The sequence below is a fragment of the Sulfurimonas sp. genome, from assembly GCF_026196735.1.
GTDB lineage: Bacteria > Campylobacterota > Campylobacteria > Campylobacterales > Sulfurimonadaceae > Sulfurimonas.
In genome coordinates this window covers 1-25,133 of sequence record NZ_JAPHUF010000007.1, presented here as the reverse complement: position 1 = coordinate 25,133, position 25,133 = coordinate 1, and the positions used below count along the sequence as shown (strand labels likewise).

Sequence of the window (25,133 nt, the reverse complement as noted above, 5' to 3'; positions counted from 1 at the left end):
AGTTCCAAAGAAAAGGCAGATAAATAATGAACTTACGCGAAACAATAAACCAAGATGTAAAAAATGCTATGAAAGCTAAAGATACAAAAACAAGGGATGCTTTAAGGCTTCTCACAAGTGCTTTTAAGCAGATAGAGGTTGATGAGAGAAAAGAACTGACTGATGATGATCTTATTAAAATTATTCAGACTCAGGTCAAAAGAAGAAATGATGCTGCAACTCAGTACAAAGATGCAGGCCGTGATGATTTGATGCAGATAGAACTTGATGAAATTGCTATATATACTCCATATTTACCTGTTCAACTTAGCGATGATGAACTTTCGTCTGCGCTACAAGAGATTATCTCTAAAACTGGAGCATCTACTATAAAAGATATGGGAAAAGTCATGGGAGTGGCTTCTAAAGAGTTAGCAGGAAAAGCTGACGGCAAAAGAATAAACGAGTGCGTTAAAACACTATTGAGTTAGTCCGCTAAAGGAAATAATTCCTTTAGCCAAATTTGAGCTTTCTTAGGGCCTCTTCCTCATTATCTTGACGCATTAAAGACTCACCGACTAAAAATGCATCTACACCGGCTTTACTTAAATCTTCTAGCTGACCATGTTCATATATACCGCTCTCAGCTACAATAATCTTACCGTTAGGAATAAGAGGTATAAGTTCATAAGAGAGGTTCATATTCATCTCAAAAGTCTGCAGGTTTCTGTGATTGATTCCGATAATATCACTACCGGCATATATAGCCTTAACCAAATCAGTCTTATCATGAACCTCAACTAAAGCCTCCATACCTAGATGTCTTGTATATCCTAAAAGTTCTTTTAGCTCTTTTTTACTAAGTGCAGCTGCGATTAGTAAAATAAAATCAGCGCCGTGAACCATTGCTTCTAAAATCTGATATTTTGAAACTATAAAATCTTTTCTCAAAAGCGGAATCCCAACATATCTTCTAATCTGACCAAGGTAATCTAGGCTCCCTTGAAAATAGTGAGGCTCAGTTAAGATAGAAATAGCGCTAGCCCCGCCTCTCTCGTAACTTTGTGCAATTGCAACCGGGTCAAAATCTTCGCGAATCACACCCTTTGAAGGTGAAGCTTTTTTAACCTCTGAAATTATTCTATACGGGTCTTCCTCTGTGGCTTGCAAGTATGGAAACACATCTCTTGGAGCTCTTGCATTAAAAGCTAGTGAACGACCAAGCCAGTCAAGTGAAAACTCCTTTTCTCGCTTTAGTAAATCTTCTTTGGTTTTTTTAATTATCTCATCTAAAATCATTTTACTTTTTACCTTTTTTAATCTTTATACATTTATTTATCATTTCTATGTGCTTAACAACTTCAGGATTACTACTTCCATCCATATTTTTAACTCTATCCATAATTTTTTTAGCCTTTTGGCACTCACCTAACTTATAATAACCCCATGCCAGAGAGTCGAGATAGTATATTGAGTTTGGTTCTATTTTTAATGCCTCATGAATATACTCTAGCCCTTTTTTAGCATCTATATCATGGTCAATAAGAATATATCCTAGATAGTTTAAATAGATACCTTCTTTTTGAGCTTCTATAACTTCTTCAAGTTTTTTGATTATGCTGTCATGCATATTTTTATCATTCTTATCATCTGCGCCTTCATATTCAAATATAGCACTCTGACCAAGATAAGAAGGATCACCATTGGACTTGTATAATTTATGCGCCAATGGTGCTGCTTTTTTGTAGTTCTTTGTTTGTATATATAGTTGTAGTAAAAGATCATCATCTGTTTCATTTTTTTCTAAAAACTCTATCATACTCAAATAATCTTTTTTGTATCCGTAAATTTGAATTATTTTATTTGCAATTTTTTTATTTGAATCTATTTTATACAATCTTAGGTAGGTTGACAAGAGTCCATCTATGTTGTTTTCATCACTGTAAAAACCTATTAGTCTTGAACATATTTGCTTTGAACAACCGTAAACTCTTGAATGCGTCTCCAGCTGCGCAATAGCGTCTTTTTTTCTTTGAAGATTAACATACAAGACAATTGACATCTTATCAAGAATCTCTTCATTGTATTCTTTAATATAAGCACTCTCTAAGTACTTAACTGCAGTATTAAACTCTTTAAGTTTTACATGTATTTCACTTACCAACAAGTAGTCATCCATTTCTTTAGAACTTTCTACCAAAGATATAGCCAACTCTTTTGCTTTAAGCAGTTTATCCTGTTTTATAAGTGCAATAATCTTAAATCGCACAAGAACAAAATCGTCTAGCGTATTGTTTAAAATCTCATCAACTCTATCAATTACTCTTTGACTTTGATCATCTGCTAAATCATTTTGTAAAGATCGATAAAGATACTCTTTTTTATCTGTCTTATTGTAAAGTGTATTAAATATACTTGATGATGCATCGTATTCTTTTAATTGTTCTGCACGAAGTGCTGTAAGTATGTATATATCCTCATTGTCAAAAACTTTTTCATGGCCTTTAACTTCAACAGATTTTGTACTAGCTGTACAACCCGTTATTGTAATCAATAATGCTATGGATATAAATATTTTTATTATGTCATACATCTATAATTCCCGGGCATTCTAATTTCAATTCATCTATCCTATTTTTATAGTAATCCCAAAATGGGAATGTTTTGCACTGCAGAGGTCTTGCTTCGTAAATTGTACAGCCATTTGACTCTCTGTCATAAAAGATACACTCATAACTCTCACCAAATTTTCTCTCTTTAATAGAGTACTTATACCCTTTTTTAAAAAGATACTGTTGTGCAAAGTCTTTAACTTTTAGTTTTAACAATTCTGCAATTTTTTCAATCTCAACTTTTGTAACATATATATAACCACTCTCACCTGTGCAGCATCTAGCTTGACATGTAGAGCATGCGCTATAATCAAATGAGTAAGAAAAATCTTCTTTTTTTATTATAGTTGACATTTTATACTTTGTGTCTTTGCTTTTGCATAAATTTCTTTAGCTTTTTGTGAAAATTCTTCACCCTCAAAACTAATAAACGGAGGCCAAACTTTCATAAGTGATTTAGAGCCGTTTCGGGCATGTACCATAACTAGTGAAGCTACTCTGTCTTTTTTTGGATGTATAAACTGCACATCTACAACTTTCATCTTTACTCTATCAAGTTCAGAGCAAATAGCGCCAAACTGTGAAGCATCATAACAAAATATAAAATGAGATCTCGGTTTTAAAATCCTTGAGACTTTTTTAAAAAAGCTTTTTAATGGTAAGTTGATATTATACCTTGCATTAAACAACATCTCATTTTCACTTTTTGTAACACCATCATGGTAAAACGGTGGATTAGAAATGATATAGTCGTATTTATTTTCTTCATCAAGTTCTAAAAAATCTTTTTTATGGATTTTGTACTCTATCTTATTTACTCTTGCGTTAGTTGCAGCATAATCAACAAAGACATCTTGCTTTTCTACTGCTTCAAGCTCTACTTTTGGGTTATCGCGGGCTACCAAAAGTCCTACAACTCCGCACCCTGCTCCCACATCCAGAACCTTTCCACGAGGTTCAAAAAAAGAAATGAAATCATACAAAAAAACAGAATCACTGTTATAACAATAACCGGATTCTGGTTGGTAAAGAAGCATTTATTAAGTATCCTGTACGAGTTTTGATATAATTTTGATATTATATCTTAAAGGCTTTAAATGATAATTATTCCGGCGCGATTAGCTTCAACAAGATTTCCACAAAAAGTTTTAGCAGATATCGGTGGTCTTCCTATGGTTGTAAGAACTGCAAAAAGAGTTGCTCATCTTGATAGAGTTGTTGTAGCTGCAGATGATGAGCTGATTATTGCTACATGTAAAGAGCATGGGATAGAAGCGATGTTGACATCTACTACTCACAAAAGCGGGACTGACCGCATAAATGAGTGTGCTAACCTTCTACATGTAGATGAAAACGAACTTATCATAAATGTTCAAGCTGATGAGCCCTTTATTGAACCGGAAGTTGTAGAGTCATTAATCAGCAGACTTAAAGATTTGCAAAATAGAGATGAACCGTTCGTAATGGGAAGTTGTTTTAATGCTATCAATGCAGAATCTGCTGAAGACCCAAACCTTGTTAAAGTCGTATTGGACGATGAAGATAATGCCATTTATTTTTCTCGTTCACGCATACCTTATAACCAAGGTGGTGGAGCTAAGTACTTTGGTCATATTGGTGTTTATGGCTTTAGTAAAAAAAGTTTAAAAGAGTTTTGTAATCTTAGCGATGCTCCAATTGAAGATATAGAAAAGCTAGAACAGTTGCGTGCCATTTATCATCAAAAAAAGATAAGTATGGTCAAAGTTGCAAGTACAGGATTTGGAATAGATACAAAAGAGGATTTAGAAAGAGCCATAGAAATATTTCTATAATTTCTATGCCCTAAACAATACACTCACTATGCTGTAGTATTTGTTATTTTTTTTAAACCAAAAATTGAAATAACAACACCTGCTAAAAATACAATACCAAACACTGCATACATCGGTATCATTGAACTACCTTCTTGTATCAATACAACCTGTTGTTCAGGAGTATTTATCATGTGCATAATGTTTTGCAATATCATAAATACCGCTATGACTAGCAAAGCTACACCAAGCACAGATAACTTTATTCCATCAATTCGTTTTTTGTTGCTTTTAAGCTCTAAATCTTGTTCCATGAAGTTCTCCTGAATTTTAGTTTTTACACAATTATTTGTCTTTTAAGTACTATATCATAATATTATAAATAAATTTATTTTAGTGAAATAGATGTTAAAACTAAAATAATGCTCTAAACTCTAATTTATACTATTGATATAAAGCTATAAATTTTTTTGTATCTTCACTAGACATTGGTTTTGAGTAGAAATAACCTTGAATTTCACTACAACCATTTTCATACATAAACTCTTTTTGCTCTAGTGTTTCAACACCCTCAGCAATAATTTTTATATTCAAATTTTTTGCAAGTGATATAATTGTTTTTACGATTGCCACATCATCTTTATCATCTGGAACACCTCTTATAAATGATTGATCAATTTTCAACTTACTAACTGGCAAGCGTTTTAAATATGAGAGCGATGAGTAACCTGTCCCAAAATCATCAATAGCTATTTTAATGCCCATCTCTTTGAGCATGTTTAACTTTTCAATAGATGATTCTGGGTTTGTCATCAAATCACTTTCTGTTATTTCAAACGATAAAGCATTCTCATCACTACACCCAGAATCTTTTATTATTTTTTGAACCGTTGCTATAAAATCATCTTCTTTAAGCTGCTTCATTGCAAGATTTAAAGATAATTTTCCAGGATTTAAGCCTTCTTTAAACCATTGCACCACTTGAGTAATTGCCATTATCATAACCAATCTATCAATTTCAACAATCAGGCCTGTCTCTTCAGCTATTTGAATAAAACTAAATGGCGGGATTTGTCCTAATTCAGGATGCTCCCATCTCACTAAAGCTTCTAATCCGATTAGAGTATCTTTATCACCAGATACATCAATTTGTGGTTGGTAATAAACAACAAATTCTTTATTTTCTATTGCATTTCTTAAATCATTTTGCATAATAACTTTACGCATAGTGTGTTCTGTCATCTCTGGATAATATATTTGAAAATTATTTCTTCCATCAGATTTTGCTTTATACATAGCGCTATCAGAGTATTTTAATAAATCACTCATAGTATCTGAATCTTTAGGATAAAAACTTATTCCTATACTAGAAGATATATACAAATCATGTCCATCAATGTTTATAGACTCTTTTGTATTATCAAGGATTTTTTGTGCCAATTCAGAAGCTGCTTCCCTTGATTGCAGCTCTTCTACTATTATAATAAACTCGTCTCCACCGAGTCTGCCCAAGGTGTCTTCTTCACTAATTAATGTTTGAAGTATAGTAGTAAATCTTTTAAGTACGGCATCTCCGACTTGATGACCCCATGTATCATTAATCTCTTTAAACTGATCAAGATCTATCAACAACAAAGCAAACTCTTTCTTATGATAATTTGCTTTAGTAATAGCATGAACAATTCTATCTTGTATCAAAATTCTATTTGGAAGTTTTGTTAATGAATCATAATAAGATTTATATGTCAGTTCTTCTTTTTGCTCTTTTACTTTCTTTTCTAATTCTGTTTTTATTGTCATATCAACAATAACTTGAACCATTCCGCTTACACTGCTTTCATCACTATGTATAGTACTTATTGAATATTGTTTGACCGTATCTAAATCAACATCCCTCAAAATACAATCTTCTAACTCTTCGATTGATTCACATATCGGACAACTCTTTTCATCAATATTTTTGGGATGATAAATATCATGATTTCTAAAGCCTACAATTTCTGATTCTGCTTTATTAACCTCTTTACATGCAGCTCGGTTCACCTGTCTAATAATTCCATCTTTATCCACTACAATTGCAGGATACGGTATAGCATTATAAGTAGTAGCTTCTTTTTGCATCAACCTAAATGGATCTTTAAGTGATGTTCGTATAATAGCCTGTAGTAATATCCAGAATGATAAAAATTTAAAAATGTGTCCTACAACATTCATAACTCCATAAACATCTATATATAATGTAAATGACGCTTCTGCAGCTATTGTTAATATAATACTATATTTTACAGCATTACCTATTACTTCAGTAAACTCACCTGCGTGTCTTTTATTAACATAGAGTGTTACAAGTAATATACTAATTACAAAGTACTCTAAACCTACTTTTAAAGTTGTTAATCCTTCTCCTGGAATTAACATTTTAGGAGGATAGTTCATCGCTAATACTATAATAGCAAATGAAATCACCATAAACACCAGAGTGACTTTATATTTTTTATACTCAACATATCTCATAAAAGGAGCTATAAGCAGTATTGATGCTTCAAAAATACGAGCAGAAATCCAGAATGTTATTGATGTATCAGAGCCTTCCACATTATAAAGGGGCATTCCTGAGTAAGTTTGAGTATGTAGCAGATCCAAAATAGCCACCCAAAAATAACCAAGCCCTATAAAGAGTAAATATCTATTTTTTGTAAATGAGTATGTATAGTATGTGATTAATGAGATACCTAAACTTACAAAAATAGCAAAATATTCAGCAAATTCGTGAAAAACAAGGTAATGAAAATTAAAACTTGTAAACACTAGCAATCCAATTAGTGATAATGGGATTAGTAACTCAACGGATGTATATTTTATGTTTTTATACATCATCTAGTCCTTAAATATTTAAATTATTATATTATAAAGATTACCAAAATACTTAGTATCTATGCCAAAACTCACATTATGTTTAATTAAAAATAACTTTAATATAAAATAATAAATATTAGAATAGTACATAAATTACTTAATTGGTTTTTTATAAGTTAGTTGAAGATTTAAGCCCGAAAGAGGGCTTAAATGAAGTTGTAAGTTTATTACTTAAATGTTATCGCGAATACCTAAATCTTCTACTAATTTAATATATGCATCTTTATCTTTTCTTTTAAAGTATTTCATAAGACGACGACGCTGTCCTACTAATTTTAAAAGACCTAGTCTTGATGCGTGATCTTTCTTAAAAGTTTTTAAGTGCTCAGTTAATTCACTGATTCTTGTTGTTAATAGTGCAATTTGAACTTCACTTGAACCTGTGTCGTTTTCACCACGACCGTACTTTGCTACAATTTCTTGTTTTTTAGCCGAATCTAAAGCCATAATAGCCTCCAAAAGGTATAATAATCTAACAGTTACACAAAGAGTGTATAAAGTTGAAGTGGCATAGTAGCGAAATATTTCTTCAAAGTAAATAATAGTTCTAACTAGAAAATTTATCCCATAATTTATATTTTAATTGAATTTATAATTTAATTGTCTCTTACTACTTACAGATTTCAATTTCTTTGGATATAATTTATAAAAAAATAGAAAGTAATAATATGTTAATAACTCGTGCAAGTGAATATGCAATACTTTCCCTAATAGTTTTATCTAAAGCAAAGTCTCCGGTTGACAGTGAGACACTCTCAAATCAGTTATCAATTCCAAAAAGTTTTTTAGCAAAAATTTTACAAGCATTAGCAAAAAATGGAATTTTAAAATCATATAAAGGTGTTAATGGCGGTTTTTTTCTTTTACAAAAACCTGCTGATATAAACATGTTGTTTGTGATGTCATGTGTCGAGGGAAAGGCACCTGCTGTTTTTGACTGTGCCCCATCAGAAAATCACTGTCCATCACATAAAGCTCATTTATGTTCTCTTTGGCCTTTTTTAAATAAGCTTCAAGGGAAAATAGATCTTTTTTTAGCAGAACTAACTTTAGCAGATATATTAGAGTAATGCTTTTAAACACATTCATAATAATATACATGTCATCATCTAAAGGAAGTTAGTTCTTGGCAAGAAAACTCAATAACAGACAACAAATCGGTACAGCTCTTAACTTTTTGCTCGGCCAAAAAGATTTAAGTGTTGTTGTTTTTGTAATGGCAATATTAGCAATTATTATTGTTCCGCTGCCATCTGAAATGCTTGATGTACTGCTTACAGTATCTATGGCTTTTGCTGTTTTGATCTTACTTATTTCTCTATATGTTCCAAAGCCGACTGACTTAACAACCTTCCCAACACTCATCCTTATTTTGACGCTATTTAGATTATCTCTAAACATAGCTACTACAAGGATGATTTTAAGCCACGGTCATGAAGGACCTGAGAATGTCAGTAGTATTATCAGTAGTTTTGGAAACTTTGTTGTAGGCGGAAACTATGTCATAGGTATTATAGTTTTTTCTATTTTAGTCCTTATAAACTTTATGGTAATCACAAAAGGTTCTACTAGGGTTGCGGAAGTTGCAGCTCGTTTTACACTAGACTCTATGCCCGGTAAGCAGATGGCGGTTGATGCTGACCTTAATGCAGGACTTATTGATGATGCCCAGGCGAAACAGCGTCGTGCAGAAATTCTTCAAGATGCGAACTTCTACGGAGCCATGGATGGTTCGTCTAAATTTGTAAAAGGCGATGCTGTTGCCGGTATCATCATTACTCTCATAAATATTATTGGTGGTTTTTTAATCGGCGTATTTCAACATAACATGAGTGTTGGCGATAGTGCCTCTACTTTTACACTTTTAACTATTGGTGATGGTTTAGTCGGTCAGATTCCTGCGCTTATCATTTCTACAGCAACGGGTATTATGATTACTCGCTCTTCCGGAGAAGGTGACAACTTTGCAGATGGCGCAATAAACCAAATGATAGGAAATGCAAAAATTTTGATGATAGTTGGTTTTATCATGATTATGTTTGCCCTTGTTCCAGGACTTCCAACAGCCTCTATGGGATTTGTCGGTATATTATTTGCCCTGCTTGGTTGGTCTATTTATAAATTTGAAAAAGGTGAACTCACAATTCTTAATGTTGACAGCATATTGAGTAAAGAACAAGAAGATAAAGAAAAAAAGAGTGTCAGGTCTGAAAAATCTAATGAGGAGATTGCAAAAGAAGAAGAGACAGCATTGGAAGATATTTTAAAAGTTGAAATGCTTGAACTAACTCTTGGCTATCAACTTATTCGCTTAGCCGACAAATCACAAGGCGGGGATTTGCTTGAACGCATCCGTTCAATGAGACGAAAAATTGCATCCGATTTTGGTTTTTTAATGCCTCAGGTTCGTATTCGAGATAATTTACATCTGCAACCTCAACAATACCAAATACTTTTAAAAGGTATCTCAATTGGCGAAGGCACAATTATGCCTGATAAATTTTTGGCAATGGATAGCGGTATGGCAACTGGAGAAATAACCGGAGAAGCAACTACAGAACCTGCATTTGGACTTGAAGCAATGTGGATATTTCCTGAACAAAAAGAAGACGCTATCATAAATGGCTATACTGTTGTTGATCCGGCAACTGTCATATCAACACACATGAGTGAGCTGGTTAAGAAAAATGCGGAAGACCTTCTGACTCGCCAAGAAGTTCAAACTTTAATCGATAAAATTAAAAGTGATTTTCCTGTTATTATTGATGATGTTCAAAAAGTCGCATCTGTTGGACTTATCCAAAGAATACTCAAATCACTTTTACATGAAAAAATACCTCTTAAAGATATGTTGACTATACTTGAGACAATTGCAGATGTTGCTGAATATACAAAAAATGTAGATGTTATTACAGAGCAAGTCCGCGCTAAACTCTCTCGCATTATAACTCAGATGTATGCCGGTGAAGATGGTATTATTCGACTGCTTACTTTCGATACTTCCTCCGAGCAGTTAATGCTTGAAAAATCTCAAGAGAGAGACGGAACTAGAACTCTTATGTTAAATGTTGCAGAGATAAACTCTCTCATACAAGCTACTAGTTCTAAAGCGGCAGAATTACTGCAAAAAGGCATATCTCCGGTTGTGGTTATAGTAGACCCTCAACTTAGAAGAGGAGTGGCAGAGATACTAGAGAGATTTTCTCTTGATGTTGTAACACTCTCTCATGCAGAAATAGATTCAAGTGCCACTTTTGAAGTAATGGGCTCTATATCTATAAATGAAAAAACTGATTAATTTAAGGAAACAAATGAGCAAAAAAACTATCTACCACCTATCACATACTGACCTTGATGGCTATAGCTGTCAACTTATAATGAAATATACTCCTTACAAGTTATTTAATTACAATGCAAACTACGGCGCGGAAGTAAAACAAAAACTGGATATGATTTTAGAAAGTATTGTTAAGAGTGATGATACAAATGCTACGATTTTAATTACAGACTTGAATCTAACAGCTGATGAATCAAGATGGTTAAACAATGAAGTAAACAAACTAAATGAAAATAAAAAAAATATAACGATTACTCTTCTAGATCATCACGGAAGCGGTGAAGATAGTGCAAACAAGTATGAGTGGTATTTCCTTGATACTGAGCGCTGTGCTACTAAGATAACTTATGACTATGTAAAAGAGCACTTTGAGTTTGACGAGCCCTCTTGGATGAATAAATTTGTAAATATTGTAAATGCTGTTGATTTATGGAAGATGGAAGAACATGATAATTTTGAATATGGAAAAGTTTGTATGCGTCTTATTACAGAAACTAGGGAGTTAAACAAAGTAATGTTTGCAGATGTAGATAATGACTACAAGATATCTCTTTTACTTGAAGCTACAAAATACATCGATAAAGAAAATGCTCCTATAGTTTTGGATGAAAATATTCATAAGATAAAAAAAGAGTTTTTTAGACGAGACAAGGATAATACTCTTGATAATCTAGCAACTGCATTTATAGTTAAACTATTAGGAGAAGCTAGAGATGAAAAAACAATATACTATAAAGGATACAAAGGCTTTTTGAGTTATGGGGTAGGAAACACATCTATTGTCGGAAATGGCTTTTTACTCGCATATCCTGAGTATGACTTCATTGTAGATGTAAGTTACCGTGGAACCATGAGCTTAAGAGCAAATAATAAGGTCAGTGTCTCACAGATATCAAAAGAGTGGGCTAATGGTGGAGGACATCCAAATGCAGCCGGTGGCCGTATAATAGGTTTTAAAGAGCAGTACCGCTATGACAAAGTTAAAAAACAGATAGAAAAAATCATAAATGAAAAAGAGTCAGTTGCTGGAGATTTGGAGTATAAACAATAGTCTTAAATGAATTAATTACAGTTTGCAAAATATCTCTCAATACCATCAGCCATACCTTTGGCCATTGTTTTTCTGTACTTACTATCTACAAGTCGCTTTGCTTCCATGGGATGAGTAATAAAACCCACTTCAACCAACACAGAAGGCATTTGCGCTCCTACTAAAACCCAAAAAGGACCTTCACGGACTCCACCGTCTTTTACATTTTTGTATTTTTTATTTAAAGAACCGAGCATTCCCCTTTGCAAATCTATCGCAAGTTTATTTGATGCCAAAATATTATGATGGTTTAAAAGATTTAAGTAGCTATCTTTTCCGTACATGTTCATGTCGCTCATATCTGCAGAGTTCTCTTTTGCAGCAACTTTTTTTGCCCTACTTGAACGAGACGGAGATAAAAAATAGCTCTCTATTCCATTTACCTTATTAGCATTTTTTTTACCTACAGCATTTGCATGTATACTTATAAATATATCTGCATTTTTTTCATTGGCAAATTTTGTTCGTCTGCTCAATTTTACATGTTTGTCACGATCCCTAGTCATATATACTTTGTAGCCACGAGATATCAAAATCTTTTTTAATTCTTTAGCAATTTTAAAAACAACTATTTTTTCTCTATACTTTTTGTAGCCTACTGCACCGGGATCTCTGCCGCCATGTCCTGCATCTATAACTATTGTTTTAGATCTGTCAACTCTTTTTGGAGGAAGTATTTTTTTAGCAATACTTTTTATTTTATCTGATTTTATATTTATTACTAGTCCGGAATACTCTTTTTTAAAATTAACTTTTATCTTAGAGCTATTTTGAATAACCAGTCGTAAAGTATCTGGTTTATATTGAGCTAATTTAATTCTGTCAATACCATCTTTTGTAATGTTTTGTGACTTTGTTAACATTGAAGCATGTATATCAAAAACATATTTGTAGATTCTCTTTTTAGAATCATAAAGAGTGAAATAATTAACTTGATTCTCACGAAGTTTTTTGTCAAAATCTAAAACAAGTCTACCATCTTTCCATCCAATAGATGTTAATTTATGCGAAGATTTTATATGAATATCTTTAGCTCTCTTGCTTTTTTTATTAGGCACTGATGTAGGTTTGTTATAGCTTTTTTTTGGAGATATTTTATCAAGTTCTTTTGAGTACCTAGAAACATCTATATGAAGCTTATTTCCACTTTTTACGATGCCTCGCAAAGAATTTAACTTAAGTTCAGAGTCATCTTCTACCATAGCACGAAGATACAAGTTTTTATAGTCATCATATGCACGAAATTGATCACTCTGAGAACCTGACTGCATATAATTATCGGCTCGTTTTAAAATCTCTTCGTTACTCAGCGCATAAAGAGATCCAATAATAATAAATAGTAAAAATAAATAACGAAGTATCAAACTAACTATTCGCCTTGTGTAAGTTTGTCCATTAACTCTTTGACAGAAATAATTTCATTTAATTTATAACCATTAGTACCTGAGAAAAATAGTCCGGTTTCTAAGTTACCCTCATAGGCATCACTAAGTCTATCAGCAATACAAAAACCAACTTCTTTTGCTTCTTCTCCACGGTTACAAGGTGCTACACAATTTGAGATACATTTAATAGCAGGACCTTCTCTTTTTTCTACTAGTTTTGTAAGATTTGTTCTAACTCCTTGAGCTGGATATCCTACCGGAGACCCCATAAGCTGGATATCGCCTTGTTTTGCATCAAGCAGAACTTTTTTTAGATTTTCGTGGGCATCACACTCATGAGTTCCTATAAAGCGTGTTCCCATCTGAACACCACTTGCACCAAGATTCATCATTTCCTCTATATCATTTTTATCCCAAATACCGCCAGCTGCAATAACCGGGATATCTCCCCACAAAGCAGCTTCTTCAACTACAGGCTTCACAAGGTTTTCTAACTGATTTTCTTCCATTGAGCACTGCTCATAGGTAAATCCTTGATGTCCACCGCTTTTTGGACCTTCAAGAACTACTGCATCGGGCAGTCTGTCATATCTTTTTTGCCATCTTTTACATATAATCTTAAGAGCTTTGGCAGATGAAACAATTGGCACTAGAGCAACATCGGGATAACCCTCAGTAAACTCCGGCATATTTGTTGGAAGTCCGGCACCTGTAATAATAATATCAATACCTGCTTCACATGCATCGGTTACAACACGGCCATAGTCATTTATTGCATAAAGGATATTTGCGGCAAGCGGCTTATCTGCACATATTTTTCTAGCATTATTTATGATAGCACTAAAACCCTCTTTAGAGTAAAAACCCAGTGCATCAAGTGGTCTTCCTGCTACTAGTTTTGAAGCATATTTCTTATCTTCGTAGTAACCGGTACCTACAGCACTGATAACACCGAGTCCACCCTCTTTTGAAACATTACCGGCAAGTTGATCCCAAGATATACCAACGCCCATTCCACCCTGAACTATAGGTTTCTCTATAATATATTTACCTATTTTTAATGATTTAAGATCCATTAGTTCACCTTTAATTTTGCGAATTTTCTTTTTCCAACTTGAAGTATATATTCTCCTGTTGAAAGCTGTAATTGAATATCAGAGATTTTCACTTGGTCTATTTTAACAGCACCTTGCTTAATATCTCTCCTTGCTTGAGAAGTAGATGGTTCTAAGTTGCAATCCACTAAGGCTTGAGCAATCCAAATCTCTTCATCAGAAGAAAACTCTTCAATTTCTGTCGGGATTTGACTTTTTGAGTGAACTTTTTCAAATTCTGCTTTTGCATCATCTGCTTGACTCTGAGAGTGAAATCTTGCTGTTATCTCTAAAGCTAAATTTTCTTTAACAGTTTTAGGATGTAGAGAACCATCTTGCACACCGGCTTTAAGTGCTTCGATTTCATCTAATGATGCTGTACTTAAAAGTTCATAATATCTCCACATCAACTCATCAGAAATACTTAATATTTTTCCAAACATGTCATTTGGCTCATCAGCAACACCGATATAGTTATTTAGAGATTTACTCATCTTTTGTACACCGTCTAAACCCTCTAGGATTGGCATCATAAGTACTGACTGCTCTTTTCCTATCTCATATGCTCTTTGAAGGTGACGACCCATTAAAAGGTTAAATTTTTGGTCTGTTCCGCCTACTTCGATGTCACTTTTAAGATGCACACTGTCATAACCTTGAAGCAGCGGATAGATAAACTCACTTATTGAGATTGATGTTCCGTTTTTATATCTCTTATCAAAGTCATCGCGCTCTAGCATTCTTGCAACATTGTAAGTAGTTGTTAGGGACAACATGCCGGCAGCGCCGAGTGGATTAATCCACTCTGAATTAAAAACAACTTCTGTTTTAGATTCATCTAAAATTTTAAAAACCTGCTCTTTATAACTTTTTGCATTTTCTACTATATCTGCTGCACTTAAAGTTTTTCTTGTAGCACTTTTACCGGTTGGATCACCTATCTGTGCTGTAAAGTCTCCAATGAGAAACTGTATTTTTGCACCGTATTTTTGAAATGTTGCAAGTTTATTTAAAAGCACCGTATGACCAAGGTGCAAATCAGGTGCAGTTGGGTCAAAACCGGCTTTTACCGTATATGTTTTACCTTCGTCAAAATACTCTTTTAATAATTTTTCAATTCTCTCACTATCAATAATCTCAGCAATACCTCTATTTATCTCTCTTAAAGCTTCTTGTAACATGTATTAGTTTCCTATTTAATTTATAAATTATTTTAGCTCAAAGAGCTAAGTAAAATTAACGATATGCATCATCTGTTCTGATGAGCTGTATTACTTTTATTTTTTGCTCAATTTTAGCACGAAGTGAGTTAATATCCGCTTCTTTAGACTCAAATCCAAGCTCACAATACCTTGTAGATTCACTTTTGTTTTTTCCAAGTTCAATTTGGTTTATATCAATTTTTAATTTTACTAAAAAGTTTAAAAATTCTGCCAAGGTACCCATTCCACTGTGAAGTGAAACTATCATATTGTAGTTGTAGATATTTAGCTTTTCCCACTTTACAAAGACCATAGGCTTTTTTTCTTCAAGTTTTTTAGCTGCACTCTTACACATTTTATGATGCACATGTGCTTTACTTTTTTCCAAAAATGCCAGTATCTCATCACCTGTTTTTGGATGACAACAATAATCAAATACAACATCGGTTATACTTAACGCGCTGTATATTTCCACTCCCCTAAAGTTATACTGTTTAAGTTTAAACCTGTGACGACTGAGAAATGTTTTAAAACGACTATTTTGACTAATTTCCATGATGTATTTTTGAATAACATCACGAAAGTGCTCTATATCAGTTGGAATAGAAGCTCTTTTATCACAATTATGCTGATCGAGCCACTCTTCCACTCTTGTATGATTTAAGTTCATTGCAGTTGCAACTATATTTACACTTGATTTTGAATTAATCTCTCTGACTCTGGCGTTGCAGTTGTGTCTCATATTTGTTTTTGCTTTTGATGTTTTTACAGTATCAATCCAACTACATCTAATAATACTGTTTTTATCCACCTCTATTTTAACAATATCGCCATTATGAAGCTCATTAATCAATGATGTTTTTGTTTTATTCACAAGAGCAGACTTTGCAAAATTACCCACATGTGTATGAACAGCATATGCAAAGTCAAGAACAACAGCACCACGAGGCAAAGTGAAAACTTCTCCAATAGGAGAAAAAACAGATATGTCCTCACTATATAAATCATTTTTTATCAAATCATAAAAATCCTCGACAGATTCATTTTGATATCCTAAATTGTTTAGCCAATCAAGCTTAATGCTATTATTTCCACCGCTTTTGTATTTCCAATGAGCAGCAACTCCAAGCTCTGCTGTTTGATGCATTTCATAAGTTCTTATCTGTACTTCAAAAATAGCAGTATTATAAAAAACTGTTGTGTGAATAGTACGATAGCCATTATCTTTTGGAACTGCTATGTAATCTTTAAATCTTGAAGAAAGAGGCTGAAAATGCAGATGAATAAGACCTAAAATATTGTAGCATTTTACAGGATCATCTGTTAATATTCTAACCGCTAAAAGGTCTAGAACTTCTTCTATCCCTGCCCCTTTTCTCTGCATTTTCAAGTAAATAGAATATCTATGTTTTACACGCGAAAGTATTTCAAAATCATCTTCACAAAAGCCATTTTGTACTAATATTTTATTTATTTCTTCTTTGAATTCATCTAGCTTCATCTCAATTGCATGATAGTTTGTGTGAAGATAATTATCTATATGGTGTTTTTCTTCTTTAAAAAGATATGAAAAGCTTAAATCTTCTAATATGTTTTTCAAAAAAGAGATACCGAGTCGATGCGCAATTGGTCCATATACAACTAATGTTTCTTCGGCGATTCGTTGTTGTTTGTGATCAGGTAGTGAACCAAGAGTAAGCATGTTATGAAGTCTGTCACAAAGTTTTACCACTAAGACTCTAACATCTTTTATGCTTGCCAAAAGCATCTTTCTAAATGAAAGAGCAGATACTACTAAACGCTCATTTGAACTCGATGGGATAAGCTCAGAATCTCTTATGGTATCAATCTTAGTCAGGCCTTCAACCAGATGTGCGACATCTATTCCAAAGAGCTCTTTTATCTCATCAATACTCACTTCAGTATCTTCAACTATATCATGAAGAAGTGCTGCAATTGCCATGGATTCATCATCCGTAATTGATGCAACAATACTAGCAACTAATATTGGATGAATTACATAAGGGTGTCCACTTTTTCGAAATTGTTCTTGATGAGCTTTTATAGAATAATCAAGTGCTTTTTTTAATGTGTAGCTTGGATGGATTTGTGAAAAAAGATAGGAAACTGCTGAGTCAACATCATGCAGATGTTTGACTTTTTCAATATCTACTTGACTCAGACTCAAATGATTACTTTTCTAAATCAACAAAGCCTTTAACTGTCACAAGGCCCTCGGCTATTTCCATTAAAGCTAAATCAGCTGCTTTAACATTTTTTGAAACGCTTAATTTACTTGTTGCACCATTTAAGAGTTCGTCTGTTCTTTTTGATACAGCTATTGCTAACTGATAACGGTCCATATTTGGGTTATTGTCTAAAATTTTTGCTGTTAATACTTCTACTTTCATTTGTCTTCCTTTAATTTACTTCATAAATTTAAGGGAACCTTTTCCCTATCATTTATCCCGTAAAGGAAAGTAATTCCCTTTACTCCGCTTGCGCCGCTGTGGCGACTAAAGTTTACCCTCTTTTTTCGCTATTTTACAATCGAGCAGTTTTGCATATTACCGTTTAGTATATCCAAAAGGTTGCCTTTTTTAAACATGTCACATATTAAAATAGGTAAAGAGTTGTCTTTTGCCAATGCTATAGATGTATCATCCATAACTTTAATATTATCATTTAGCGCTTGCTCATATGTTAGCTCTGGCAGCTTAACGGCATCACTAAATTTATTAGGATCTTTGTCATAAACACCGTCAACCTTAGTAGCTTTAATAATAAGCTCTGCGCCAATCTCAACTGCTCTAAGAGTTGCTGCCGTATCTGTTGTAAAGAACGGGTTACCGGTACCTGCAGCAAAAATCACAACACGCCCTTTTTCTAAATGACGAACTGCACGACGATTGATATACGGCTCAGCAATCTGCTCCATTTTAATAGCTGTCTGCATACGCACTTGAAGTCCCGCATGCTCACAAGCCTCTTGCATAGCAACACCATTAATAACAGTGGCTAGCATACCCATATAATCACCAGAAGTTCTTTTAATAATTCCATCTTGAGCGGCTGTTACTCCACGGATAATATTACCTCCTCCAATAACAATACCAACTTCAATACCTGCATTTACTAACGATTTGATCTCTTGAGAAATATAGTTTAATATCTGTGTGTCAATTCCATGACCTGCTTCACCTGCTAGTGCTTCACCTGAAAACTTAACCAATACCCGTTTGTTAGCCATGAAATTCCTTTGTCATAATCCGCGAATTATACTTAAAATTGTCTTTTGTTTTGCTTTGAAAATTTATATCTATCTTGACATGTAGATTTCAAAATATGAATAAAGCTAAAATTGCTTTTTATAAGGGTGATTTAATTATAATAATAAAAATCAATAAACTATATACAAAGTGAATTTATGAGCTGGCTAAATTTTTTTGAAGCAAAAACAGAATTAAAACATCAATTTGGAAGAGGAATAAATGCAAACCTCTGCGAAAATGAAGAAGAACTTTTCAATAAATCCTATGAAGCTTTTGAGAAAAAAGACATTTTAAATGCTTATGAGTATTTTTTTAAATCTCTTGAAAACTTTTCAAATGGTGAATCAAACAACAATATTATATTAACAAAAGAAGGCGATAGACTAAATTATGAAATTTTTCAAGGTACCGCAAGAATCACAGGTTACATAACTGAAGACCATCTTTACGCGGAATCTATACTCACAAAACAGTCATCTACGAATGTTGCACTTAAAAGATATCTTTTGGAGAGAAACTACCTGCTAACTTATGCTTACTATTTTAGTGATGATGAGTATATTAAACTAAAACTATTTTTCAATAATATTACGATGACACCGCAGAAAATATTTTTTCCATTAAGAGAAATAGCTCTCAATGCTGATTTTGACAAAGAGTTCACAAAATATGAGTTCCCTGATGTTGTCATCGAAGATATAGAACATATAAAACCAATAGATGAAAACGAGTTGTCTATAAAATATGATTTTTTGCATAAATGGATTGATGAGATGGCACATAAAATATCTACATTCCCATCTAATGATAATGCAGCAATGAAATCATTCACTCTTCTTCATCTTCTTTTTAAAATAGATTATCTAATAGTCCCAAAATATGACTTATACCATAAAATAAGCATAAAGGTCCAAGAGTATTTTATCGACGAAGAGTCTACTGTAGAGGCAAAAAACGAAGAGTTGGAAACTTATATTTTAGAGTTAAAAGATATAAATCTTGACAAATTTGCTACAAAATTTTATGATGCAAAATATACCTTTAATCCTTCCGAAAAGACTTTACACGAGGAAGTTGAAATTTTTATATCAGAATCACTTGCAAAAATCAGATGGTATAAAAATAATAGATATAATCAGGTTATCCCTATAATTTATGAATATATTGCACTGTACCTCCTATTTAACTATGGTCTTACCCCAGTTATGAAACAATTACTCCACATTTTAGTTGAGATTCAAAATCCGGTTTTTTTCAGGACACTGAATTATGACACGCTTTATAATGAAAAAAATGAATCATTTTCTAAAAGAGCTATCATCTCGAGGATAGAAGATATTATAGCTCCGTATCAAAGTCGTTTCAAACTGCTAAAACCTTTTGGAGATAAATTAAACTATACAACGCTTAATGAATTTAGCAACAGTTTTTATCTACAGCTAAAAAATCTAAACTTTGAAGAGATATGAAGATGAACACTCAAGCAATACTAGAAACTTATATAGAAAATATCATACAGATAATGACACCTTTTGGAAGTGGTACCGGATTTATTATTGATGATTTGATAGTTACAAATTCTCATGTGGTATCTGGACTTAAAGAGGTAGTTGTCAGTGCAAAAAAAATAAAAAGAACTATCGCCAAGGTAGTTTATGATGACCCATATTATGATTTAGCATTTATAAGTATTGATTTTAAAGCTCCCCAGAATCCACTAAAACTATCAGCACAATTGGTTGAAGATGGAGATACGGCTATAGCCATAGGTCATCCCTATGGTCTTAATTATACAGCAACAGAGGGTATAGTCTCAAAAGCTTCAAGACTCCAAGGAGAGTTGGAATATATACAGATAGATGCAGCAATAAACCCAGGTAATAGCGGTGGTCCACTTTTAAATGCAAGCGGAGATGTAATCGGTGTAAACACTTTTATTATCCAAGATTCAAACAACTTAGGTTTTTCACTTCCATATTATTATGTGGATGAAGCTCTGAAAAACTATAAAAATAAAAATATTCAAAATATTATTAAATGCTCTTCTTGTAAAAATTTAATAGATGAGAAAGATATAATTAATGACTATTGCCCTGTGTGTGGAATTAAACTAGAAGTTGCAAAGCTAAGAAGAAAAGGTTACAATCCAATAGGAAAGACAAAACTGCTTGAAGAGATTTTATCCTCTTTGAATATTGATGTCACATTGGCAAGAAGATCACAGGCGTCATGGAGAGTAGATTATGGGAGTGCAAGAATAGAAATATCTTATTATGACAACGGAATAATTATAGGAGAGTCTAGATTATGTACTATTCCACAAGAAAAGATAGCAGATATTTACGATTACTTACTTGAAGAAAATAAAAAATTGTCTTATTTAAAATTCTCAATCAATGAAAATATAATATATATATCTTATTTGATTGTTGATTCTTCACTGACGCTAGAAGAGGGAAAAGTTGCATTTGAAAGACTCTTTAAAAACTCAGACAAGTATGATGATATATTGATTAACAAATTTAATGCTATAAAACAAAAACGCGATGAAGATAATTAAAAAGGAAATATATACATGTCAAAATTTTTAGAGTTTAAAGTTGATTTAGATAATTTTATAAAAGAATTAAAAAAAAGAGTTGAAAATAACAATAAAAAAATCGATGAATTACTACAAAAAAAAGATAAAACTTTTTCTAACTTTGTTAAGCCTTTAGAGATGATGGATGAGCGCTTAGAGCAGTTTTTCACCCCTATGTCACACCTTAATTCAGTAAATAACTCTGATAAAACACAAGAGATATATGCTGAATCATTACCAATTATCACTGAATACTCTACAACACTATCTCAAAATATTGATATATACAAAGCTTATAAAGAGATACAAACTAAAGAAAAAAGCACTCTTAATTATGAGCAAAACAGAGTTTTAGATCTAAATATTTTGCACTTTGAGTTAAGCGGTGCCCACTTAGATGAGAAAACTAAGCAGAGGCTTCAAGAAATTAATATAAAAAAGAGTGAGCTATCAAATAACTTCTCACAAAACCTTCTTGATGCGACAAATGCTTATCAGTATATAATCACAGATAAAAAAGATGTAGATGGCATACCACAGAGTGATTTACAAAATGCAAAATATGAAGAAGATGGAGTAGAAAAATATAAATTTACTCTTCAAATGCCCTCATATATAGCCTATATGACTTATGGTAAAAATCCTAAAATTAGAGAAGAACTTTACCGTGCTTATGTTACAAGAGCACCTGAAAATGCTAGTATAATTGATGAACTGTTACTACTTAAAAATGAGATGAGTAAACTTTTAGGATTTAAAAGCTACGCTGAGTATTCCATAGCAAGCAAGATGGCAAAAAAAGAGAGTGATGTACTTAATTTTCTAGAAACATTGGTTGAAAACTCAAAAACTCAAGCAAAAAAGGAAATCAAAGAGCTTCAAGATATAGCAGATAAGCCCTTAGAGAGTTTTGACACAGCTTATTATAGTGAGCTTCTAAAAAAAGAGAAGTATGACCTAGATGAAGAGCTATATAGACCATATTTTGAACAAAACAGCGTAGTAAATGGAATGTTTGACTTTTTAAACAAACTATTTGGCATTAAATTTGAAAAGGTTGATGAAAAATTATGGGATGAAAAAGCATTCTCATATAACCTACATGTAGATAATAAACTTAGGGCTAGACTTTACTTAGACTTGCAAGCAAGAGAAAGTAAACGCGGTGGCGCATGGATGGATAGTTTTCAAACTCACTGCACAGATGAAAATGGTGTTGAGCAGTTAGCCTCAGCATTTATTGTGTGTAACTTTCCTCCTTCAAGTCAAAATAATCCATCTTTACTCAGACATGATGATGTTGTTACACTCTTTCATGAAATGGGCCATGCTATACATCATATGTTAAGCACAGTTAACGAAAATGAAGTCAGCGGCGTTAATGGAGTTGAGTGGGATGCGGTTGAATTTCCATCTCAGTTTTTGGAAAATTTTGCTTATGAGCCGAGTGTTTTAAAATTATTTGCAACCCATTATAAAACAGGAGAAACTATTTCAGATGATATGATTGATAAACTTGTGCGAAGTAAAAATTTTATGTCTGCTTCAGCAATGTTAAGACAGCTTGAGTTTTCAATATTTGATTTTAAACTTCATACCAAGGTATATCAAGGTGACGAAGTTCAAGAGTTACTTGATAGCATTAGAAAAGACACAGCACTAATCAAAACACCAAGCTATAACAAATTTCAAAATGGATTTGCACATATATTTGCCGGTGGCTATGCAGCAGGTTATTACAGTTATAAATGGGCAGAAGTATTAAGCGCAGATGCTTTTTTTAATGTAGTTGATGAGGGAATATTTAACTCAGATACCGCAAAAAAATATTTACATGTAGTTTTAAATGGTGGTGGAGCTAAAAGCATGAGTGAACTTTTTAAAGAGCTAATTGGAAGGGAGCCTAATCCTGATAGTTTACTTAGATTAAACGGTATTCAATAGTGAAAATATTTACTCTTTTATTTTTATTTATGACTTTTGCTTATGGAGATACAATTTTGAAAATAGCAACATATAATGTAGAAAATCTTTTTGATTTAGAAAAAAATGGTTATAAATATAAAGAGTATAAAGCAAATGGTAAATCTCTTTGGAATAAAAAAAACTATAAAATTAAACTAGAGAATCTTTCACGAGTCATTAAAGATATAGATGCGGATATTATTGCACTGCAAGAGATACATTCACTTAAAGCATTAAAAGATTTAAGATTTGCACTTAAGCAAAAAGGCTTGTATTATCAGTATTATTCTATTGCAGATAAAAAAGATACAGCAATTAAAGTAGCTTTTCTTAGTAAAATTCCATTTGTATATTCAAAAGAGCTAGCTGTTACTTCATCATACAAATATAGAAATATATTAGAATCAAAATTCAAAATTAATAACAAAGACTTATATTTATTTATAAACCACTGGAAATCAAAAGCCGGACCTGAAAGTATGAGGATAGTCTCTGCAAAAGCCCTTAGAAAAAGGGTGGAGACTATAGGTTATGATAAAAATATCATACTTCTGGGAGACTTTAATTCTCACTACGAAGAACACATAAAATTTAAAAGAAAACGAGAACATAATGACACTAATGGCAAAACTGGGATAAACCATGTTCTAAAAACTCTCAAACAAAATCAAAAAGCTTCAGAAGTTAAATATGTAAAAAACAATTTTTACAACCTTTGGTATGATGCTAATGAAAAAGATAGATACTCATACATATATAAAGGTAAAAAGGAGTCTTTAGATAATATTCTTATATCTCAATCACTGTTAAATAAAAAAGATATATCATATGTAAATAACAGCATAACTAATTTTGATAAAGAGTATTTGTTTAAAAAAAAGCGAATTTTCAGATGGCAAGTCTCACGCGCTAGAATACCAAAACATAAAGGGAAAGGTTATTCTGATCATTTAGCAGTATTAGCAAAATTCAGAGTAACTAATTAAGACACCAGTCTATCTCTATTTTGTTGTTCTTATTTAAATATCTATTAGACTGTGAGAATGGCTTAGAGCCAAAAAAACCTCTATATGAAGATAAGGGTGATGGATGTGGAGCTTTTAAAATAAGATGCTTATTAAGGTCGATAAGAGACTCTTTTTTTTGTGATGGAGCACCCCAAAGTATAAAAACTATATTTTCACACTTACAAGAGAGTTTATTTATCACACTGTCTGTAAAAGTCTCCCAACCAATATTTTTATGTGAATTAGCTTTTGACTCAACCACAGTCAATACACTATTGATAAGTAAAACACCCTCCTGGGCCCATTTACCCAGATTACCATTTCTCGGTGTTTTACAACCTATATCTTCTTGCAATTCTTTAAAAATATTTTTCAATGATGGAGGTATTTTACACTCATCACAAACAGAAAAAGCAAGGCCATTTGCTTGGTTAATACCGTGATATGGGTCTTGTCCTAATATAACTACTTTAACCTTATCTGGAGAAGTAAGGTTAAAAGCTCTAAATATATTTTCATATTTTGGAAAAATATTTTTTGTTTTATATTCATAATCTATAAAGTTTTGTAATTTTATAAAGTAATTAGAGTGTATTTCATTGTCTAAGAAATCAGACCATTCTTTGTTTAAAAGCATAATAGCCCTAAGTGGTTAAATTGTAAAGTCATTATATAAAAGTAAGATTAAATTTAATTGATTTATATAGTTGTAAGATAGAAATCTACTTCGAAGAAGTTATCTTTTTAAATATTGCGAAGTGTACACTAAGTACATGAGTAAAGTTTAAAAAAATAAATTTGAAGTAAAAAATTGATCAACTAGGCAGCGACCTACATTTCCAACCCTGCAAGGGCAAGTATTATCAGCGATGAGAGGCTTAGCTTCTGGGTTCGGAATGG

23 protein-coding genes are annotated in these 25,133 nt (G+C 32.6%); 9 read left to right on the top strand and 14 right to left on the bottom strand.

The annotated features are described in order from the left end of the window. Positions 1-26 precede the first annotated feature (26 nt). Positions 27-470, top strand: coding sequence for a GatB/YqeY domain-containing protein (locus OQK60_RS03405; protein ID WP_297684085.1), 444 nt, complete (start codon positions 27-29; stop codon positions 468-470). A gap of 22 nt (positions 471-492) precedes the next feature. On the opposite strand, the gene trpC is transcribed toward OQK60_RS03405, so the two are convergent. The 4 genes from trpC to OQK60_RS03385 are packed head-to-tail and all read right to left on the bottom strand — an operon-like array spanning position 493 to position 3,628. Continuing rightward, entirely contained in the window at positions 493-1,278 is a 786-nt protein-coding gene (gene trpC / locus OQK60_RS03400) for an indole-3-glycerol phosphate synthase TrpC (protein ID WP_297684083.1), read from the bottom strand. Between the two features lies 1 nt (position 1,279). Then, positions 1,280-2,572 (bottom strand): hypothetical protein, encoded by a 1,293-nt coding sequence (locus OQK60_RS03395; RefSeq protein ID WP_297684081.1) that lies wholly within the window; start codon positions 2,570-2,572, stop codon positions 1,280-1,282. Next, positions 2,565-2,945, bottom strand: coding sequence for a YkgJ family cysteine cluster protein (locus OQK60_RS03390; protein ID WP_297684079.1), 381 nt, complete (start codon positions 2,943-2,945; stop codon positions 2,565-2,567). Before OQK60_RS03390 ends, OQK60_RS03395 begins: the two co-directional genes overlap by 8 nt. Beyond that, a complete protein-coding gene (locus OQK60_RS03385) occupies positions 2,933-3,628 on the bottom strand; it encodes a methyltransferase (RefSeq protein WP_297684077.1) in 696 nt (231 codons plus the stop codon). The genes OQK60_RS03390 and OQK60_RS03385 overlap by 13 nt, the downstream gene beginning before the upstream one ends. Positions 3,629-3,688: 60 nt before the next feature. On the opposite strand from OQK60_RS03385, the gene kdsB reads away from it, so the two are divergent. Continuing rightward, positions 3,689-4,405, top strand: a complete 717-nt coding sequence (gene kdsB, locus OQK60_RS03380; RefSeq protein ID WP_297684075.1) for a 3-deoxy-manno-octulosonate cytidylyltransferase — start codon at positions 3,689-3,691, stop codon at positions 4,403-4,405. Positions 4,406-4,431: 26 nt separating this feature from the next. Here kdsB and OQK60_RS03375 read toward each other — a convergent pair whose 3' ends face one another. The 3 genes from OQK60_RS03375 to rpsO all read right to left on the bottom strand — a co-directional run bounded on the left by OQK60_RS03375 (position 4,432) and on the right by rpsO (position 7,747). Further along, positions 4,432-4,698 carry a hypothetical protein gene (locus OQK60_RS03375; protein ID WP_297684073.1) on the bottom strand — a complete coding sequence of 89 codons (267 nt, stop codon included), beginning with the start codon at positions 4,696-4,698 and terminating at the stop codon, positions 4,432-4,434. Positions 4,699-4,828: 130 nt separating this feature from the next. Beyond that, positions 4,829-7,258 carry an EAL domain-containing protein gene (locus tag OQK60_RS03370; protein WP_297684071.1) on the bottom strand — a complete coding sequence of 810 codons (2,430 nt, stop codon included), beginning with the start codon at positions 7,256-7,258 and terminating at the stop codon, positions 4,829-4,831. A gap of 213 nt (positions 7,259-7,471) precedes the next feature. Beyond that, positions 7,472-7,747, bottom strand: a complete 276-nt coding sequence (rpsO, locus tag OQK60_RS03365; protein WP_297684069.1) for a 30S ribosomal protein S15 — start codon at positions 7,745-7,747, stop codon at positions 7,472-7,474. 221 nt (positions 7,748-7,968) lie between these two features. Here rpsO and OQK60_RS03360 point away from each other — a divergent pair, with 221 nt between their 5' ends. From OQK60_RS03360 to OQK60_RS03350, 3 genes are read left to right on the top strand one after another with little or no spacing between them, the layout of a single operon-like run. Next, positions 7,969-8,370 (top strand): Rrf2 family transcriptional regulator, encoded by a 402-nt coding sequence (locus OQK60_RS03360; protein ID WP_297684067.1) that lies wholly within the window; start codon positions 7,969-7,971, stop codon positions 8,368-8,370. 56 nt (positions 8,371-8,426) lie between these two features. Continuing rightward, positions 8,427-10,598, top strand: a complete 2,172-nt coding sequence (gene flhA, locus OQK60_RS03355; RefSeq protein WP_297684065.1) for a flagellar biosynthesis protein FlhA — start codon at positions 8,427-8,429, stop codon at positions 10,596-10,598. A gap of 13 nt (positions 10,599-10,611) precedes the next feature. Beyond that, on the top strand, positions 10,612-11,688 hold the full coding sequence (locus OQK60_RS03350) for a phosphoesterase (RefSeq protein WP_297684063.1): 1,077 nt from the start codon (positions 10,612-10,614) through the stop codon (positions 11,686-11,688). An 11-nt stretch (positions 11,689-11,699) separates the two neighbouring features. Here the strand turns inward: OQK60_RS03350 and OQK60_RS03345 are convergent, their stop codons facing one another. The 6 genes from OQK60_RS03345 to pyrH all read right to left on the bottom strand — a co-directional run bounded on the left by OQK60_RS03345 (position 11,700) and on the right by pyrH (position 18,658). Further along, positions 11,700-13,091: an N-acetylmuramoyl-L-alanine amidase gene (locus tag OQK60_RS03345; protein WP_297684061.1), complete on the bottom strand. Its 1,392-nt coding sequence runs from the start codon at positions 13,089-13,091 to the stop codon at positions 11,700-11,702. Positions 13,092-13,096: 5 nt separating this feature from the next. Next, positions 13,097-14,188, bottom strand: a complete 1,092-nt coding sequence (locus tag OQK60_RS03340) for a nitronate monooxygenase (RefSeq protein WP_297684059.1) — start codon at positions 14,186-14,188, stop codon at positions 13,097-13,099. Then, the gene (gene tyrS, locus OQK60_RS03335) at positions 14,188-15,387 is read right to left on the bottom strand and encodes a tyrosine--tRNA ligase (protein WP_297684057.1); all 1,200 of its coding nucleotides are present in this window, start codon (positions 15,385-15,387) and stop codon (positions 14,188-14,190) included. Before tyrS ends, OQK60_RS03340 begins: the two co-directional genes overlap by 1 nt. Before the next feature lie 55 nt (positions 15,388-15,442). Beyond that, positions 15,443-17,596, bottom strand: a complete 2,154-nt coding sequence (locus OQK60_RS03330; RefSeq protein WP_297684055.1) for a RelA/SpoT family protein — start codon at positions 17,594-17,596, stop codon at positions 15,443-15,445. 4 nt (positions 17,597-17,600) lie between these two features. Next, the gene (locus OQK60_RS03325) at positions 17,601-17,819 is read right to left on the bottom strand and encodes a DNA-directed RNA polymerase subunit omega (protein ID WP_297684053.1); all 219 of its coding nucleotides are present in this window, start codon (positions 17,817-17,819) and stop codon (positions 17,601-17,603) included. Between the two features lie 128 nt (positions 17,820-17,947). Beyond that, positions 17,948-18,658 carry a UMP kinase gene (gene pyrH / locus OQK60_RS03320; RefSeq protein WP_297684051.1) on the bottom strand — a complete coding sequence of 237 codons (711 nt, stop codon included), beginning with the start codon at positions 18,656-18,658 and terminating at the stop codon, positions 17,948-17,950. A 177-nt stretch (positions 18,659-18,835) separates the two neighbouring features. Here pyrH and OQK60_RS03315 point away from each other — a divergent pair, with 177 nt between their 5' ends. The 4 genes from OQK60_RS03315 to OQK60_RS03300 are packed head-to-tail and all read left to right on the top strand — an operon-like array spanning position 18,836 to position 24,212. Then, positions 18,836-20,149 (top strand): hypothetical protein, encoded by a 1,314-nt coding sequence (locus OQK60_RS03315; RefSeq protein WP_297684049.1) that lies wholly within the window; start codon positions 18,836-18,838, stop codon positions 20,147-20,149. 2 nt (positions 20,150-20,151) lie between these two features. After that, entirely contained in the window at positions 20,152-21,240 is a 1,089-nt protein-coding gene (locus OQK60_RS03310) for a trypsin-like peptidase domain-containing protein (protein WP_297684047.1), read from the top strand. Between the two features lie 15 nt (positions 21,241-21,255). Further along, positions 21,256-23,205, top strand: a complete 1,950-nt coding sequence (locus OQK60_RS03305; RefSeq protein ID WP_297684045.1) for a M3 family metallopeptidase — start codon at positions 21,256-21,258, stop codon at positions 23,203-23,205. 56 nt (positions 23,206-23,261) lie between these two features. Next, positions 23,262-24,212: an endonuclease/exonuclease/phosphatase family protein gene (locus tag OQK60_RS03300; RefSeq protein WP_297684043.1), complete on the top strand. Its 951-nt coding sequence runs from the start codon at positions 23,262-23,264 to the stop codon at positions 24,210-24,212. On the opposite strand, the gene OQK60_RS03295 is transcribed toward OQK60_RS03300, so the two are convergent. Further along, a complete protein-coding gene (locus tag OQK60_RS03295) occupies positions 24,205-24,870 on the bottom strand; it encodes a uracil-DNA glycosylase (protein ID WP_297684041.1) in 666 nt (221 codons plus the stop codon). The genes OQK60_RS03300 and OQK60_RS03295 overlap by 8 nt on opposite strands. Positions 24,871-25,133: the final 263 nt, after the last annotated feature.

Coding starts and splice junctions, on each gene's coding strand:
- OQK60_RS03405 (WP_297684085.1), top strand. CDS start 27: ATGAACTTACGCGAAACAATAAACCAAGATGTAAAAAATGCTATGAAA.
- trpC (WP_297684083.1), bottom strand. CDS start 1,278: ATGATTTTAGATGAGATAATTAAAAAAACCAAAGAAGATTTACTAAAG.
- OQK60_RS03395 (WP_297684081.1), bottom strand. CDS start 2,572: ATGTATGACATAATAAAAATATTTATATCCATAGCATTATTGATTACA.
- OQK60_RS03390 (WP_297684079.1), bottom strand. CDS start 2,945: ATGTCAACTATAATAAAAAAAGAAGATTTTTCTTACTCATTTGATTAT.
- OQK60_RS03385 (WP_297684077.1), bottom strand. CDS start 3,628: ATGCTTCTTTACCAACCAGAATCCGGTTATTGTTATAACAGTGATTCT.
- kdsB (WP_297684075.1), top strand. CDS start 3,689: ATGATAATTATTCCGGCGCGATTAGCTTCAACAAGATTTCCACAAAAA.
- OQK60_RS03375 (WP_297684073.1), bottom strand. CDS start 4,698: ATGGAACAAGATTTAGAGCTTAAAAGCAACAAAAAACGAATTGATGGA.
- OQK60_RS03370 (WP_297684071.1), bottom strand. CDS start 7,258: ATGTATAAAAACATAAAATATACATCCGTTGAGTTACTAATCCCATTA.
- rpsO (WP_297684069.1), bottom strand. CDS start 7,747: ATGGCTTTAGATTCGGCTAAAAAACAAGAAATTGTAGCAAAGTACGGT.
- OQK60_RS03360 (WP_297684067.1), top strand. CDS start 7,969: ATGTTAATAACTCGTGCAAGTGAATATGCAATACTTTCCCTAATAGTT.
- OQK60_RS03350 (WP_297684063.1), top strand. CDS start 10,612: ATGAGCAAAAAAACTATCTACCACCTATCACATACTGACCTTGATGGC.
- OQK60_RS03340 (WP_297684059.1), bottom strand. CDS start 14,188: ATGGATCTTAAATCATTAAAAATAGGTAAATATATTATAGAGAAACCT.
- tyrS (WP_297684057.1), bottom strand. CDS start 15,387: ATGTTACAAGAAGCTTTAAGAGAGATAAATAGAGGTATTGCTGAGATT.
- OQK60_RS03325 (WP_297684053.1), bottom strand. CDS start 17,819: ATGAAAGTAGAAGTATTAACAGCAAAAATTTTAGACAATAACCCAAAT.
- pyrH (WP_297684051.1), bottom strand. CDS start 18,658: ATGGCTAACAAACGGGTATTGGTTAAGTTTTCAGGTGAAGCACTAGCA.
- OQK60_RS03315 (WP_297684049.1), top strand. CDS start 18,836: ATGAGCTGGCTAAATTTTTTTGAAGCAAAAACAGAATTAAAACATCAA.
- OQK60_RS03310 (WP_297684047.1), top strand. CDS start 20,152: ATGAACACTCAAGCAATACTAGAAACTTATATAGAAAATATCATACAG.
- OQK60_RS03305 (WP_297684045.1), top strand. CDS start 21,256: ATGTCAAAATTTTTAGAGTTTAAAGTTGATTTAGATAATTTTATAAAA.
- OQK60_RS03295 (WP_297684041.1), bottom strand. CDS start 24,870: ATGCTTTTAAACAAAGAATGGTCTGATTTCTTAGACAATGAAATACAC.